Genomic DNA, 15324 nt, shown 5'->3' with positions numbered 1-15324 from the left:
ACGGCGAGTATCTGGACGGTGTCAACGGCAGGTAAGCGTGTCCTGAAGGCCGTCTGTTCACATGGGGATTGCTTAGGCATTCTGATTCCCACCAGATCTGGTGGGAATCAGAAAAATGGAAGCACGTGCACGAGGGCGGCGCCCGGGTTCGAAGAACTACTCCAGGGAGTTTCGGGAGATGGTTGTCTCCGAGGCAAACCATCCAGAGCGCTCGATCTCCGAGGTCGCCAAGGAGCATGGGCTAAACGCGAACCTGGTGGCCAAGTGGCGACGTGACCGGGCGGGCCGCGCCCAGCCGGAAGCGTTACCGCAAGCCCCAGAGCAATCGTTCCTTCCTGTACAAATTGCACCGCTGTCTACGCGGCAATCGGTTGTCATAGTTGAATGCGGAGTCCTTCGCGTGCGCTTTGAAGGTCCCACCGACCTCGATGCATTGCGCGTCGTTCTGGCCAGTCTGCGAGACGTGCCATGATGCTGGGATTGCCTGCTGGCACACGGGTCTGGCTAGCTGCAGGCGTGACGGACATGCGAGCCGGCTTCAATAGTCTTGCCGCAAAGGTTCAGACTGTTCTCGAGCGTGACCCATTCAGCGGGCATGTCTTTGTCTTCCGCGGTAGACGCGGGGACCTTCTGAAGGTTCTGTGGTGGAGCGGCGATGGAATGTGCCTGCTTATGAAACGGCTCGAGAAGGGCCGCTTCATCTGGCCACAGGCAACGAGTGGTACGGTGTGCCTGAGCCCCGCACAACTCGCGATGCTTCTTGAAGGTATCGACTGGCGCCAGCCGATGCGCACTGCGCAGCCCATCTCGGCGTTGTAAACCTCGGCACTGGCACCTAGACTGTCGGCATGACTTCTGCCGACATCCTTCCCGACGACATCGAGACCCTCAAGAGTCTCCTGCTCGAACGCGACGAGAAGCTCAGGCAGTTGCAGGATGTTGTCGACTCCCAGCAATGTGCCATCGCGACAAGCAAAGCCGAGATCGAGCACCTGAAGCTGCTGATCGCAAAGCTGCGTCGCATGCAATTCGGCCGCAAGTCGGAGAAGCTGGACCATCAGATCGAACAGCTCGAACTACGACTGGAGGAACTCGAGGCGGATGAGGGCGCGGTGCCGAACAAGATTCCCCGTACGCCCCGCATACTGGCTGAACAGACACAGCGCAAGCCGTTGCCCGCGCATCTCCCGCGCGACGTCCAAGTGCACCTTCCCGTGTCGGCTGAGCGTTGCGCAGACTGCGGTGCTCCAATGAAGCCGCTAGGTGAGGACGTCGCCGAGCAACTCGAGTATGTGCCGGCAAGCTTCCGCGTCATCCACCACGTGCGCCCGAAGTTCGCATGCTCTTGCTGCGACAGCATTGTGCAGGCACCGGCCCCAAGCCGACCGATCGACCGAGGCATGGCGGGTCCTGGTCTGCTAGCCCACGTATTGGTCTCGAAGTTCGCCGACCACCTTCCGCTCTATCGGCAATCGGTCATCTACGCACGCGAAGGTGTGGAACTCGATCGCTCGCTGCTTGCGAAGTGGGTGGGTCACAGCGCCGCGTTGTTGCAGCCGCTAGTGGAGGCGCTGCGCCGTCACGTGATGGCGGCGTCGAAGTTGCATGCTGACGATACGCCGGTTCCTGTGCTTGCCCCGGGTAACGGCAGGACGAAGACGGGACGACTGTGGGTCTACGTCCGCGACGACCGAGCATCGTGTGACATGACGCCGCCAGCGGTCTGGTTCGCCTACACCCCGGATCGCAAGGGCATCCACCCTCAGCGGCACCTCGAATCGTTCAGCGGTACGCTGCAGGCCGACGCCTACGGCGGATACCAGGCCATCTATGAGAGCCAGCGAGTGTCCGAAGCCGCTTGCTGGGCGCATGCAAGACGACAGTTTTACGAGTTGCACGCGGCCCGGCCCAATGCCTTGAATACCGAAGCACTACAGCGCATAGGCGAACTGTATGGAGTAGAGGAAACGATCCGTGGCAAGCCTCCTGACGAGCGACGGGCCTACCGGCAAGAGCACGCAGGACCTTTGCTTGAACAATTCCGCGCATGGTTAGCGGCGACACTGGAGACACTCTCCAAGAAGTCCGATACGAGTCGGGCGATCCTCTACGCCTTAAACAGGTGGCAGGCGCTGACTCGCTATTGCGACGACGGTAGGTTGGAAATAGACAACTTGCCTGTCGAACGTGCGTTGCGCGGTGTTGCCATAGGCCGGCGCAACTATCTCTTCGCTGGCGCAGACTCCGGTGGTGAGCGCGCCGCTGCAATCTACAGCCTGGTCGGAACGGCCAAGCTCAACAACGTCGATCCCGAAGCCTACCTCCGCTTCGTGCTGGCGCACATCGCCGACCATCCAATCAATCGCGTCGACGAACTCATGCCTTGGGCTGTGACTGACCAGCTTCCGGCCCGCTCATAACGCTGCTCTCGACTACGTCAATACGGTGCTCACGCACCGCTTACAACGGCAGCAGCCCCGGGCGCGGAGAAGATCATCGCTCAGTCCTGTCGTTTCCAGTCGACCCATCCCAGCCATTCCTACCTACAAAAAAGCAGGTGAGTTCCGCGTTAGGATTGGATCTTCCTACTAGCAGACGAGGTGAATTCATGAGTTCCACTCAGGACAATCAAGTCGGCGCGTGTGTCTATATTCTGCACATGCTGTTGCAGCGGCTGGAATTCGACCGCCCGGGTATGTTGCTTGAGATGGCGGAAGGCATTGCGGCGGACCAGGCATCCGCATCCGTCACTGAGAGCGGCAAGAAGGTTGATGGCGTCTTTCTAGAGGCGCTGCGGATGGTCAATCTGGCTAAAGCGCAATTGCAGCACGTCAATCGGGCATGATCCAGTTGGCGGTGTCAATGGACGGCAGAGGAGTGCCCGTTACCACCGCGGCCGAAAATCGCGGCGTTGAGGGTCCGTGGCCGACCCGGAGCGGCCGTCCAAGCCAGGTAGGCCGTAACGACCGCCTCCAAGGACCAACAGTCATATTTCTGTGAGGGCCAATCCCGTCTTGGTGCACTTGCCCTGTCAAGAGCGCCCCGGACTATACCCCACGTTATGGCTATTTTCGTTGGGTGATGCAATCTGATATTGATGAAAGGTGCGGGGGCGAAGGACTTGAATCTGTCAGGTTCGGAGCCTCAGGGAGTGAAGGCGTTTTCAGAAGTATCCACAAATCGGGGGTCTTGTGAAACGAATGACATGCCTTACCGCTGCACTGGCCTCCGTTCTCACGGCGCCCACCACAAGCTTCGCTCAATCCACCGCAGAAAAGCAGTCAAACGCGGCGACCCGCCTGTTCGCGGACGCGTGCATTGCGAACGGTGGCGACGAGACAAAGACTAAAAATTGGGTGCGAGATCATCATCTGCGCCCGCTCGATCCCGCGTACCTGCCGAAGGTATTGCATGGGAAGACTGGGGAGGTATGGTCTGCATCAGATCAAGTGGGAGACTTTCTGGTGGTCATCGAGACGCCCGGACAGTGCTCAGTCTGGGCACGCAGAGCAAACGCCAATCTCTCGATGCAACACTTTCAAAGAATAATTCGTGGAGCAGAGCGGCCCGGTCTGACGGTAAGGCTGGAAGCCGATCGGAGCGTTTCATCAGGGAACTCGACTTACCACTACGTTGCATACATCCTAGTGAAGGACGGGGCGGACCACGGCATGCGCCAAGAAGCGATCACGTCCGATTCCACCAACGCAGAGGTACAAGTCAGACTAAAGCTGGGCTGGACTAGGATCAAGAAAGAGTAGTCTTAGCGGCTAGCGTCGCTCAGGGCTTCCATGTCCAGTAACGGGATATGGCGCCTACGATTAGCAGGTATGTTTTCCGCATGCGTTGCTGCGCTGATGTCCCCAAGACGACGGGCCGGACTGGCTTGGTCCATCCGCTAAGCGGTCTGTTTAATCAAACCGCCTGTAGCGTTTGCCCATCCCCGGGGGGCCCTGAATGACCGTTCGCAGTTCCTCAACGGACTGTTTTGTTGCTGATCCCGGGTGTCCGCTTCTGGCCGGGACGAGCCCCTCTATTCACCACGCCGCCCCGCCTCGGAGCATGCCCAATCGGAACCAGGCGTTTGGCTTCGACGATAAGCCCTGACCAGTTCTGCGGCTGGAGCTGCCTTCCGGCCTGCCGTCCGCTAGCCATCCCTTTGTACCCACATACTGTGAGACGGGCCGCGCCTTTTACCCACTAACTGTGAGATTTCGACCCAGATAGTTTGCGACGGCGCTCAGCAACTCCTTGATCTGTCTAGGTTGGGCTTCCCATTAACTTTGAGATGGGACAGATGAACCTGTAGTGGCCATTGGAGACCACTGTCCGCCGCGGACGAGGATGCGATAAAACGGTGGCCCAAAGAACTGCCCTAAGGTGCCACCGGTGTCGACTCGACACTAAAGCTTCTATCAAAGTGCCTTGGGGGAGTACAGCGCGCTTTGGAATTCCGGGACGTACTCGTACTTGAGCATCTTGCCGAGCTTCAGGGACTTGATGAACGTCGACAGGCTTCCTTCCGTCAAGCCGAGGCTCACCTTGTCGGCATTTGTGCTGGAGGCATGGCTGAGCTGCCGGGAAGTTGCAAAACCGGTGGTCAATTTCCCTTGCTGGTCCACGTTTGTAAAGCGATGGGTCACCATCGAGATCTTGCTAGAGAGATCGCCCAGCTTTTCCGCGTCGATGGTGACATCGACTTTGCCCGTTTCGCTGTCGAGGATCTGGACGATGACTGACTTCTCGGTCTCGCGGTAGTGGATGCCTGTCAGCCATTTGGGGAGGTTATAGCCGACAACACCCCGTACCCTCGCCAGCTCCGTGTTGACAGGAAGCTTCAGTACGTAGCCCCAGAAGTCGCCAGACATCGCCTGACTTATCAAGGTAAGCGGCCCCAGGCTGGAACTGCCCGGCCGATTCGTGATGACCGAGAGACCGATCTCGTTGTAAGCGTCGTTATCGCAAAAGTGGTAGGCGTAGGCGGTGAGCGCGACAAGGCCGCGGCCGGGCCAGATCTGAAGCGGCTGCACCTTCTCGAGTACGTCCGCCGGCATCAATTCCCGCAACCTGTTCAAGTCGGCGGTAAAGATGGCCGTGACCCTGCTGTTCTTGTAGTAGAAATTTGGCGAATAGGATTCGAAGCCAATATCGACTTTCTCCTTCTTGAGTTCCTTGAACCAGCTCAGGTCAACGTCCGGGGCTTCCGCCGCAATGACGGAAAGAGGCGGATTGGAGCGATAGCGGTCATACAGCCCGCCTTTTACGACAGGGACCTCATGGCCGGCAATATTGATTGTTGTGCTCTCTGCGGGCTGGATAGTCGAGGCGCCATCGGCCCAGACAGGGCCCGAATTTGCGCTCAGAAGTACACCGGTAGCCGCCGCCAGTTTTCGGATCTTCATGTTGTTGGGTAGTGGTCATTTGATTGTGCGTCGACTCTAAGTTTGAAGTCAGCTTTAATGTCAACATCATTTTTGGCTGGCAGCGGGCTGCCACGGGAGGCCGGAGTTCTTGTAAGGCTTCCCATGAAGGTGGGGTGAAGCCTCTTGTTTAATATGTGCTCTAACGTCCACTATTTGGAGCGCGTTCTCCGGGTGGTGCCTACCTAATGCTTGACCTTCAAGTTCAGTTGAACCTTAGAGTTCGGACTGAAGGCAGTTTGAACGTGTTCAGCCATAAGGAATGGTCAGCGACATGGGAAGCCTGTTTGGCCCCACCAACTCTGCGCGAAGGGTGTGAAAGACATGAAGATCGGAGAACTGGCAAAGCGGACCGGCCTCGCCCCATCGCGAATCCGCTTCTACGAGGGCATCGGTCTCCTGAAGGTCGAGCGGCAGGCGAACGGCTACCGAAGCTATCCATCCCAAGCCGTGCTGCTGCTCAACCTGATCGCCAGCGCGCAGCAGGCAGGCTTCACGCTCGACGAGATTCGCGCGCTGCTGCCTCCCGATCTGGCGGAATGGCAGCATGGGTCGCTGGTCGAAACGCTGCGCAACAAGGTGCGTGACATCGAGGCAATGGAGGCGCGGCTCGCTCAGAGCAAGGCGCACATTCATGCACTTCTGGCGGAGATCGAGGGCAAGCCAGCGGGAATCGACTGCGCTACCAACGCGAAGCGGGTGCTGTCGCGCATCCGGTCCGGGGAAATGGAAGGCTCGAGCCTGGCACCCGACGACGTCGCCATGTTTCGAAAGGCGAGCCGGCGCCGGCGGGAAGAACCCACGTAATGGACAGGCGATAGCCGCCGGCCGAATGGTGGAATGTCATCGGAACCCTGGACCAGGGCAAGGAAACAATACATGAATCTGGACGTCAACCACCGGCTGGTCAGCGTCGAATGCGACCCGGCCACCCCTTTGTTATGGGTGCTCCGCGACCATCTGAACCTAACGGGCACCAAATTTGGCTGCGGGGTGGCGGCTTGCGGCGCATGTACCGTGCATCTGGATGGGAACGCGGTGCGCTCCTGCGTCCTGCCCGTGGCAGCCGTGGCGGGAAAGCGGGTTACCACGATCGAAGGGCTGGCCGGGGCGCCGGGCAAGCGCCACGCGCTGCAACAAGCCTGGATTGACGAGCAAGTGCCGCAATGCGGCTACTGCCAGTCGGGGATGCTGATGGCGGCCGCGGATCTGCTCGCCCGGCAGCCCGACCCGAACGATGCCGACATCGACGCGGCCATCACCAACATCTGCCGCTGCGGCACGTATCCGCGCGTGCGCACTGCCATCAAGCGCGCTGCGCAGGCACTGCGGGAGGGGAGCGCATGAGCGCCGGCACAACTACCCCACGCCGCGGCCGGCGTCGCTTCCTCCTCGGGGCGCTCGGCCTGGGCGGCGCGCTGGTGGTCGGCTGGGGCGTGATGCCGCCGCGCAGCCGGCTCGGCGACGCCGCGGCATTCCCAGGTGCGTCCGGCCAGATTGCGCTGAACGGCTGGATCAAGATCACGGGGGAAGGCGACGTCATCCTCGCCATGCCGCGCGTGGAGATGGGGCAAGGTATCCACACTGCGCTGGCGATGCTGGCCGCCGAGGAGCTCGATATTCCGCTGGCGCGGGTGAGCATCGAGTCGTCCCCCATCGAGCGCATCTATGGAAATGTCGAGGTGATGGGCGTCAGTTCGCTGCCGCTTCATCCCGACGACGCGGACAAGCCCTGGGCGCGCGCGTTGCATTGGGTCATGGCCAAGAGCGCGAGAGAGATCGGTCTGATAATCACCGGCGGCAGCAGCAGCGTGGCCGACGGCTGGCAGCCGGTGCGCGAGGCCGCCGCCACTGCACGCGCCACGCTGGTGGAAGCGGCAGCGCGCGAATGGGGTGCGCCGGCGGCACAGGTGACCGTGCGCGAAGGCCAGCTCATCGGTCCAGGCGGCAGGCAGATGCCTTTCTCCGCTGTCGCGCAAAAGGCGCGCGATATGGGGGCGCCCGCCAACGTCAAGCTCAAGCCGGCTGCGCAATATCAGCTGATTGGCAAGCCGGCGCCGCGTCACGACATCGCCGGCAAGACGGACGGCAGCGCGCGCTTTGCCATCGATGCGCGGCCGCCTGGCATGTTGTACGCGGCGGTCGTCATGTGTCCGGTCTTTGGCGGCAAGCTCAGGGGCTTCCAGTCGAACGCAGCACTGGCGATGGCAGGCGTGCGGTATGTCGTGCCGTTTGACGGCTCGACCGGCGGAGTGCCAGGCGTGGCGGTGGTGGCCGACCACTACTGGCAGGCACGTCAGGCGCTGGCAACGCTCGAACCGGTCTGGGATCAGGGGCCGCACGCCACACTGGATTCCGCCGGCATCCGGCAACAGCTCGTGGGTGCGCTCGATAGCGACAACGGCGGCTTTACCTACCGTTCCACGGGCGACAGCCTGAATGCCTTCGCCAGCACGGACGGCGCAATGGTCGTCGAAGCCGAGTACAGCGCACCCTACCTGGCCCATGCCGCCATGGAGCCGATCAACTGCACGGCCCAGGTGACCAAAGACCGCGTTCAGCTCTGGGCGCCTACCCAGGTGGCCACCCTGGCACAGCTCGTTGCCGCCCGGGTGGCCGGCGTGAGCCGGGACCAGGTGCATATCGACATCCCGTTCATTGGCGGCGGCTTCGGACGGCGCCTGGAGTCGGACTTCATCGGGCAGGCCGTTTCGATTGCCTGCAAGACCGGGGGCCGTCCGGTACAGGTGATCTGGTCGCGCGAGGATGACATCCGGCACGACTTCTATCGTCCGCAGGCCATCGCAAGGCTGAAGGCCCGCGTGGAGAACGGGCGGGTGACAGCCATCGCCTCGCGCAGCGCCGGGCAGTCGATCCTGGCTGGCGAGTTGGAGCGGCTGTTCGGCGCGCCGTCGCTCGGCATCGATCGTTATACCGTCGAGGGGTTGTTCGACCTTCCGTATGAAATCGAGCATGCGCATATCGCGCACGTGACGGTGCAACTGCCGGTGCCGATCGGGTTCTGGCGCAGCGTCGGCCACTCCTATACCGGATTCTTCCTGGAGAGCTTCCTGAATGACGTGGCTGCTGCCGCCAGGCTCGATCCGCTGGCCATGCGGCGCGATTTGCTGAAGTCGCACCCGCGTGAACTGAGGGTGCTCGATACGGCCGCCAGAGCGGCAGGCTGGGGACAGCCGCTGGCCCCGGACACTGATGGCTCGCCGCGTGCGCGCGGTCTCGCGCTGCACAACGCGTTCGGCTCGGTGGTGGCGCAGGTGGCGGAGGTGTCGCTCAAGGACGGCAAGCCACGCGTGCATCGCGTTGTCTGCGTCGTGGACTGCGGCACGGTGGTCAATCCGGACGTCGTTGCCCAGCAGATGGAAAGCGGCATCATTTTCGGGCTGACGGCCGCGCTGTACAGCCAGATTCAGATCAAGGACGGGCAGATCCGGCAGACCAACTTCAGCGACTATCCGATGATCAGGATGGCAGAGACCCCCTTGATCGAGACCCACATTGTGCCGAGCACGGCCGAACCCAGCGGCGTCGGTGAAGTGGCCGTGCCGCCAATCGCGCCCGCCGTGGCACATGCCGTCACCCAGCTCACTGGCAAGCCAGTTCGGCAACTGCCAATGGTGTAAGGCAGCGGGCGCGGCCCTGAATGTCTGTGGGCTGGCGCACGCCCAGCCTCCCCATTCCAGTCGGGTTGCCATATGTCGCGGTGTGACTAGAATCGGCAATCGGGGGAGCTTCCGTGGAGGTCATGCCCGCCGAGACTGCAGGTGGAGACGGATGGGTCCGAGTCTCGGCGTCGCACGGTGGCGAATCGAGTAACGTTCGTGCCGGCGAGAGGAAAAATGATCGACGGATACCTCCCCCGACCGACCCGGATCGCTCCTGGCCCGCTGCGATTCGTAGGGAGGGATGTGGCGATACGTGCTGGAGCGACGGCGCCCACGATCCGCGTGCGAACGCGCCTTTCGGTCGGCCTGGAACGCAAGTGCGCGAATGGCGGGCGCCGCTCCCCATATCAGGGTCCTTCAAGTAGGACGGCGCCCGACATCAGATGCTCATGCATTGCGAGACTATAGTGGACCAATCAACGAGTCCCTATGTCTCCCCCCGCCCACAGCCCCGCGTCAAATATTTCCCCAGATCAACAGGATCTGTTCCTTGCCTTCGTGGATACGGTGGCCGACTATGCAATCGTCCTCCTCGATACAAATGGTGTCATTACGAGCTGGAATCGGGGGGCGCGACGCATGCTCGGATACGAAGCATCCGAGGCGATTGGCTTGCACTTCTCGCGGCTATACACCGAGGACGCGATCGCGCGAGGGTGGCCACAGAAGGCGCTCCTTCTGACCCAACGTCATCGCAAGCTTGAAGATGGCGGCTGGCTGATGCGAAAGGATGGTAGCCGCTTCTGGTGCAGCAACAGTATCACGGCCGTGCACAACGCTGACGATGTACTGATTGGCATGGGAATGGTCATTCGGGACGTCACGCAACAGATGGAGTCCTCCGAGCGACTGCGGGAAAGCGAATCGACGTTCCGACTTCTCGTGCAGAACGTGTACGACTACGCAATCTTCATGCTCGACACGGAAGGCCGCGTCGCCAGTTGGAACGTTGGAGCCAACCGCATAAAAGGCTACGCGAGCCGCGAAATTGTCGGCCAGCATTTCTCGGTGTTCTACCCGCCCGAGGATCGGATGACGGGCAAGCCGGAACGGCTTCTCTCCATCGCGAAGGATCAGGGCCGCGTGCAAGATGAAGGCTGGCGTGTGCGAAAGGACGGCACTCAATTCTGGGCGAGCGTTACGCTCACCGCCGTTTATGACGAGCACCATCATTTGGTGGGCTTCGCGAAGATAACCCGCGACATGAGCGAACGCAGGCACCTGGAAGAAGTTGAAGCGTCTGCGCGAAGAGTGAATGAGTTCCTGGCTACGTTAGCGCATGAGCTCAGGAACCCTCTCGCCCCGATGTTCAACGCAACCGCGATCATTGAAAAACATCCGGACGATGGGGGCCTTGTCAAAGCCAATCTGAGCGTTGTTCTCCGGCAACTGCGTCATCTGAGCCGGCTGGTCGACGACCTGTTGGATGTCGGCCGGATGGCTGTGGGGAAGCTGGAGTTGCGAAGCGCAGTCATCCCGATTCAAACGGTGATTGAGATAGGGTTGGAGGCCTGCTTGCCGCTCTTGTCCGCTAAGCAACAGCGAATCGATTTGCAACTATGCGGCGAGAATTTCCATGTCTTCGGCGACCTTACGCGTCTTAGTCAGGTCCTGCAAAATGTGCTGAACAACGCGTCGAAGTTCTCTCCCGAAGGCACGACGATCGTCGTAGAGTGCAAAGCCTGGGACAAGATTGGCACGATTTCCATTACCGACCACGGCCGTGGCATCCCGCGCGATATGCTTTCGGACATCTTCAATCTATTTGTTCAAGTCGAAGAACCCGGTTATAGCGCAACCGGCGGCCTGGGGATCGGCCTTTCTCTGTGCAAATCGATCATCGAAAAGCATGCCGGATCCATTAGCGCCACAAGTGCCGGGCCGGGACAGGGAAGCACGTTCACAATCCAGTTGCCCATTGCGACGCAAACGTCTTCATCAGAAGAGCCCTGTATGACGGAGTTTCCGGTCGCCGGCTTGAACATCCTCATTGTCGACGACAACCAGGATGCCGCAGACAGCCTTGGCATGCTTCTCCAAATGGAAGGGCACGCCATAGAGGTCGCCTACGACGGTGTGTCTGCCATCCACAAGGTTTCCACCTTTGTTCCCGATGTCGCGTTGATCGATCTGGCGATGCCCGACATGGACGGATACGCGTTGATCGAAGAACTCCGCGAGTTTGCAAAGCTGAACCATACGCGCTTCTACGCATTAACCGGGTTCAGTGAAGCAGCCGTACGGGACCGTGTTGCCGAGGCGGGATTCCATGGTCACATTGTGAAACCCATCGATCCGGCTGCGCTAAAGAAGACGATTTTTTCCGTCGGTTCTGACAATCCGTAGCCAGGATCCGCTCCTTGTCCCAGATACCGGCGAACAAGCTTGTTTGCGCGTTCGATCGTCCGCAAGAAAGCCAGGAGGATCGACGCCCTGCCGCTGAGCGACCAGACCATCCCGGTTTCCCGACGTCATTCCGCGCGAATATTGCCCTGCTTAATGACTGTCGCCCATTTTTCGCGCTCGGCATCAAGGAACTTCCGGAATTCCTGGGGCTTGTCGCCGGAAGCTTCCGCGCCGATCGCCGCGAGACGTTCCTTGACGGCGGGTTGTGTCAAAACCTCGATGGTTGCCTTGTTGATCTTGTCGATGATCTCCGCCGACGTGCCGGCAGGCGCGAACAAGCCGTTCCACTCATACACCTGGTAGCCCGGCAGCCCCGATTCGGCGATGGTAGGGACATCGGGCAGCGCCGGAGACCGCTTCGCGCCTGTGGTCGCCAGTACCTTCAACTTCTTGCCGGAGACCAGTGGGTAAGACGCTGCCATGTTGCTGAACATCATATCGACCTGGCCGCCCATCAGGTCGCTCAACGCTGGGGCACCGCCCTTGTAGGGTACGTGCAGCATGTTCAGCCCCGACTGTTGACGGAACAGTTCTGCCGCCAGGTGCTGTGCGGTGCCCGAGCCCGCGGACGCATAGGTGAGTTTTCCCGGCGTGGCCTTCGCGCGCGCCACGATATCCTTCGGCGAATTGAACGGAGAGTTCGGCGGCACCACCAGGAGGTTCGGCACGCGTACCACGAGCGAGATGGGAGCGAAGTCCTTCGCGGTATCGTAGGGGAGCTTCGGTTGCAGGCTCGGGTTGACCGAAAAAGCGGTGGCGTCCAGCAGCAGGGTGTAACCGTCCGGCGCGGCCTTGGCGACAGCGCCGGCCCCGATCACACCGCTTGCGCCGGGGCGGTTGTCGACAACGATGGTCTGGCCCAGCTTGGTACCGAGAGGTGCGGCGACAATGCGGGCGACCGTATCGGCCGCGCCGCCAGCCGGATAGGGAACGACGAGGCGAATTGGATGATCGGGATAGGCGGCGCTGGCACTGGTGGCGGCGCACAGCAGTGCGAGGCTGGCAATGGCGCCGGTAACGGGCTTGAACATTCTTGTCTCCAGAAGCGGTAGCTGTCGTTATGGTTTAGACGGTTGCGATCGGCGTCGCGGGCGATCCGACGGCACCGGGAAGGCGCAGAGGCGGCGCGGTCAGCAGGAAGCGGCTACGTTTGTTCTCGCGCAGCCAGTATGCCAATGGTGTCAAATGCCAAAGCTCGCCCAGGTGGATGCCATTCTTGAACAGGCAATGTTCATGCAACGGCAGTCGGGGCCCGCGAATGGGGGACGGCGTCAGCGGTTTCGGCACAACCAGTTCCACGGCGGGATTGTCTGCGAGCAGGCATGCCAGGCGCGAGTCGGTGATCCAATTGAGCAGCTTCGCGTCGTAGCCGTCCAATCCGGTGCCGGATTCGTGAAGTACCTTGAGGTCCGGCGACTTGTTCATCGATAGCAAAGTGTCGGCGAACCCGGTATGGAGGCAGACCATATCGCCCGGCTCGACCGTTACGTTATCGGCTTCCAGAATGCGCATGAGCTGGTCGTAGCCGACGGCTTGTCGTTTGCGCCCGATGTGACGCTCGATGTCGAGCATGACGCCGCGGCCTTGCGCGCCGTGTTCGGCAAGCACGGCAATACTCAACGCGCCGGCTTCCGGGTTCTCGTACCTTGCCCACGCCTCGGGCGCTTGCGTCTCGACGCCCGCTCTGATGTCCTCGCCGGCCCGAAAGCCGTTGTAGAAGACGGCTTCATCGCTGCCGTCACCGTCGGCATCGAAATGACTACCCACGTGTGCCAGGCTGTCCCACTGCGTGGAATACTGCAGGCTCATGAGCACGACATCGTCATTGACCACGTCCGTCAGATCGGGATCCTCGGAACGGTACGACCAGCAGAAACCCTGCTGCCCGGCGCTCTTTCCATCCCGGACGACGGCGAATCGCCGCGGTGGCTGCCGACGTACGTTCATGGTTTGGCCGCCGGGGTAATCGAGGGGAAGCGAAAGGCAGAACGTAATGCCTTCGCGTACTTCCGCGATGCCTTGCAGTACCTTGGCGCGATCCACGAGGTTCATGCGCCCACGCTGATCGTTTGGTCCAAACTCGCCCCAATTGCTGCCGTCCGGCTTACGCTGCCACCGCCTTGGTGCTTCGCTCATGTCGGCTCCTTACTGCAGCTTCGCAAGTTCGGCCAGCACGTTCTTCGCAGCGGCTACGCCCATGTTGACGAAGGCATCGCTGGTGACGCCGCCGATGTGCGGACTGAGGATGAACCTGCTGTGTCTGAAGAAGGGATGATCGGCAGGTGGTGGCTCTTGCTGCAACGAATCCAGGCCCGCTGCGGCCACTTTGCCGCTTTCAACTGCTGCCAGAAGTGCGTCTTCGTCGATGAGTCCACCGCGTGCGGTATTGACGACGATCACGCCGTCCTTGCATCGGGACAGGCTGGCCTCGTTGAGCAGGCCGCGATTCTCGGCGGTCAGTGGGCAGTGGAACGATATGACATCCGAGGTTTCCCAGATCGCGTCCAGGCTGACGGGTTCGATGCTCGTCGGCAGATCGGCGGCATAGGGGTCATATCCGATCACCTTCATATGCATGGCGCTGGCGATCCGCGCGAACCGCCGGCCGATTGCACCCAGGCCAACAAGACCAAGCGTGCGCCCTTGCAGTTCGAGACTTTGGTGCGTCGATTTGTCCCAATGACCATTGCGTGTGCGCTGGTCCAGCGTCACCACCGATTTTGCGCAAGCCAGCATTAGCGCCAGCGCCTGCTCGGCCACTGCCGCCGCATTTGCGCCTGCCGCAGCCACCACTTTGACGCCGCGCGCCTTCGCAGCTTCCTGGTCGATGTTGTCGATGCCGCTTCCGTGCTTCGACAGGACGCGGATCGACGGCGCCGCATCGAGCGCCATGGCGCCGACCTTGCTCGTGCGCACGATGACCGCCACAGGTGCGTATCGGCGGCAAAGTTCTGCGGTCTCTTCTTCGGTTGCCGCTTTTCCCGCATAGACCAGTTCGAAGTCGGACAGCAGCGCGACCGCCTGTGGCGCAATGTTTGCCGCGGTCACAACGATGACGGGCTTGGCTGGCGTACTCACAACGTTTCTCCAGCCTTCAGGACGCCGGCGGCACGCAGGGCATCGTCCAGCCAGGCCGGTCGCAGTGCTTCGCCAGACTTGATCCCTTCGATGCGTTTACGCTCCGCCGCCACCTTCTTTGCCGCCTCTTCAATCAGAGCCGGCGCCTTTTCGCGTTCGATGACGACCACGCCGTCTGCATCGCCGATGACCAGGTCGCCCGGGCGCACCGTAACACCGCCGCATTGAATCGGATGATTGACGCGGCCGGGCACGAACTTGGTGGGCCCGTTGGGATTCAGCCCGACCGAGTACATCGGGAAGCCTGTCTCGATGATCTCTTCGGCATCCCGCGCAGCGGCGTCCAGAACGACGGCCGCCACCCCGAGCGCAATGCACTGATTGACCATGATGGCGCCCATCAGCGCGCTGTTTTGGTCGCCCTTGCCGTCAACGATGATGACGTCGCCAGGTTTGGCCAGTGCCATCGCGGCGTGAATCATGAGGTTATCGCCGGGGCGAACTTCCACAGTGACAGCCGGACCGCAGAACTTGCTCTTTGGGCTCAGAGGTGCAATCCGCCCGTGCAGGCCGCCCCGGCGACCGGCGACATCGGCGAAGATCGAAGACGCGTACTCGGACGCCTGCTTGACGATGTCGGACGAAACGCGTTCGACATCACGGATGACATCAGGAAGTTGCTGGGTGGGCGACATAGTTGCTCCTAGAATGTGCGAGTGAAGCCAGCCGCGCAGTTG

The 15324-nt window shown here is 61.2% G+C and carries 14 protein-coding genes; 9 read left to right on the top strand and 5 right to left on the bottom strand.

Going from position 1 to position 15324, the window contains the following annotated elements:
* Positions 1-115: 115 nt before the first annotated feature.
* From tnpA to AC24R4_RS04230, 5 genes are all read left to right on the top strand, one after another.
* The gene (gene tnpA, locus AC24R4_RS04250) at positions 116-472 is read left to right on the top strand and encodes an IS66-like element accessory protein TnpA (protein ID WP_487522329.1); all 357 of its coding nucleotides are present in this window, start codon (positions 116-118) and stop codon (positions 470-472) included.
* A complete protein-coding gene (gene tnpB, locus AC24R4_RS04245) occupies positions 469-819 on the top strand; it encodes an IS66 family insertion sequence element accessory protein TnpB (RefSeq protein WP_487522328.1) in 351 nt (116 codons plus the stop codon). Before tnpA ends, tnpB begins: the two co-directional genes overlap by 4 nt.
* Positions 820-848: 29 nt before the next feature.
* Positions 849-2420, top strand: a complete 1572-nt coding sequence (tnpC, locus tag AC24R4_RS04240; protein WP_487522327.1) for an IS66 family transposase — start codon at positions 849-851, stop codon at positions 2418-2420.
* 188 nt (positions 2421-2608) lie between these two features.
* On the top strand, positions 2609-2845 hold the full coding sequence (locus AC24R4_RS04235; RefSeq protein ID WP_487522326.1) for a hypothetical protein: 237 nt from the start codon (positions 2609-2611) through the stop codon (positions 2843-2845).
* Positions 2846-3200: 355 nt separating this feature from the next.
* On the top strand, positions 3201-3761 hold the full coding sequence (locus tag AC24R4_RS04230; RefSeq protein ID WP_487522325.1) for an NMCC_0638 family (lipo)protein: 561 nt from the start codon (positions 3201-3203) through the stop codon (positions 3759-3761).
* A 654-nt stretch (positions 3762-4415) separates the two neighbouring features.
* On the opposite strand, the gene AC24R4_RS04225 is transcribed toward AC24R4_RS04230, so the two are convergent.
* Complete coding sequence (locus tag AC24R4_RS04225) at positions 4416-5402, bottom strand: acetoacetate decarboxylase (ADC) (RefSeq protein WP_487522324.1); 987 nt, start codon at positions 5400-5402, stop codon at positions 4416-4418.
* Positions 5403-5744: 342 nt separating this feature from the next.
* Between AC24R4_RS04225 and AC24R4_RS04220 the strand changes: the two genes are divergently transcribed.
* The 4 genes from AC24R4_RS04220 (at position 5745) to AC24R4_RS04205 (ending at position 11449) form a co-directional block, all read left to right on the top strand.
* Positions 5745-6227, top strand: coding sequence for a MerR family transcriptional regulator (locus AC24R4_RS04220; RefSeq protein WP_487522323.1), 483 nt, complete (start codon positions 5745-5747; stop codon positions 6225-6227).
* Between the two features lie 72 nt (positions 6228-6299).
* On the top strand, positions 6300-6767 hold the full coding sequence (locus AC24R4_RS04215) for a (2Fe-2S)-binding protein (protein WP_487522322.1): 468 nt from the start codon (positions 6300-6302) through the stop codon (positions 6765-6767).
* A complete protein-coding gene (locus AC24R4_RS04210) occupies positions 6764-9061 on the top strand; it encodes a xanthine dehydrogenase family protein molybdopterin-binding subunit (RefSeq protein ID WP_487522321.1) in 2298 nt (765 codons plus the stop codon). The genes AC24R4_RS04215 and AC24R4_RS04210 overlap by 4 nt, the downstream gene beginning before the upstream one ends.
* Before the next feature lie 471 nt (positions 9062-9532).
* Positions 9533-11449, top strand: a complete 1917-nt coding sequence (locus AC24R4_RS04205) for a PAS domain S-box protein (RefSeq protein ID WP_487522320.1) — start codon at positions 9533-9535, stop codon at positions 11447-11449.
* Positions 11450-11574: 125 nt separating this feature from the next.
* Here the strand turns inward: AC24R4_RS04205 and AC24R4_RS04200 are convergent, their stop codons facing one another.
* From AC24R4_RS04200 to AC24R4_RS04185, 4 genes are read right to left on the bottom strand one after another with little or no spacing between them, the layout of a single operon-like run.
* Complete coding sequence (locus tag AC24R4_RS04200) at positions 11575-12540, bottom strand: tripartite tricarboxylate transporter substrate binding protein (RefSeq protein WP_487522319.1); 966 nt, start codon at positions 12538-12540, stop codon at positions 11575-11577.
* A 34-nt stretch (positions 12541-12574) separates the two neighbouring features.
* Positions 12575-13645, bottom strand: coding sequence for a cyclase family protein (locus AC24R4_RS04195; protein ID WP_487522318.1), 1071 nt, complete (start codon positions 13643-13645; stop codon positions 12575-12577).
* Between the two features lie 9 nt (positions 13646-13654).
* Positions 13655-14587: a hydroxyacid dehydrogenase gene (locus AC24R4_RS04190; RefSeq protein ID WP_487522317.1), complete on the bottom strand. Its 933-nt coding sequence runs from the start codon at positions 14585-14587 to the stop codon at positions 13655-13657.
* Complete coding sequence (locus AC24R4_RS04185; RefSeq protein WP_487522316.1) at positions 14584-15282, bottom strand: RraA family protein; 699 nt, start codon at positions 15280-15282, stop codon at positions 14584-14586. The genes AC24R4_RS04190 and AC24R4_RS04185 overlap by 4 nt, the downstream gene beginning before the upstream one ends.
* Positions 15283-15324 lie beyond the last annotated feature (42 nt).

Source organism: Cupriavidus sp. CER-90 (assembly GCF_057652055.1).
The sequence above is the reverse complement of the archived record's forward strand: the minus strand, read 5'-3'. Positions and strand labels throughout refer to the sequence as shown.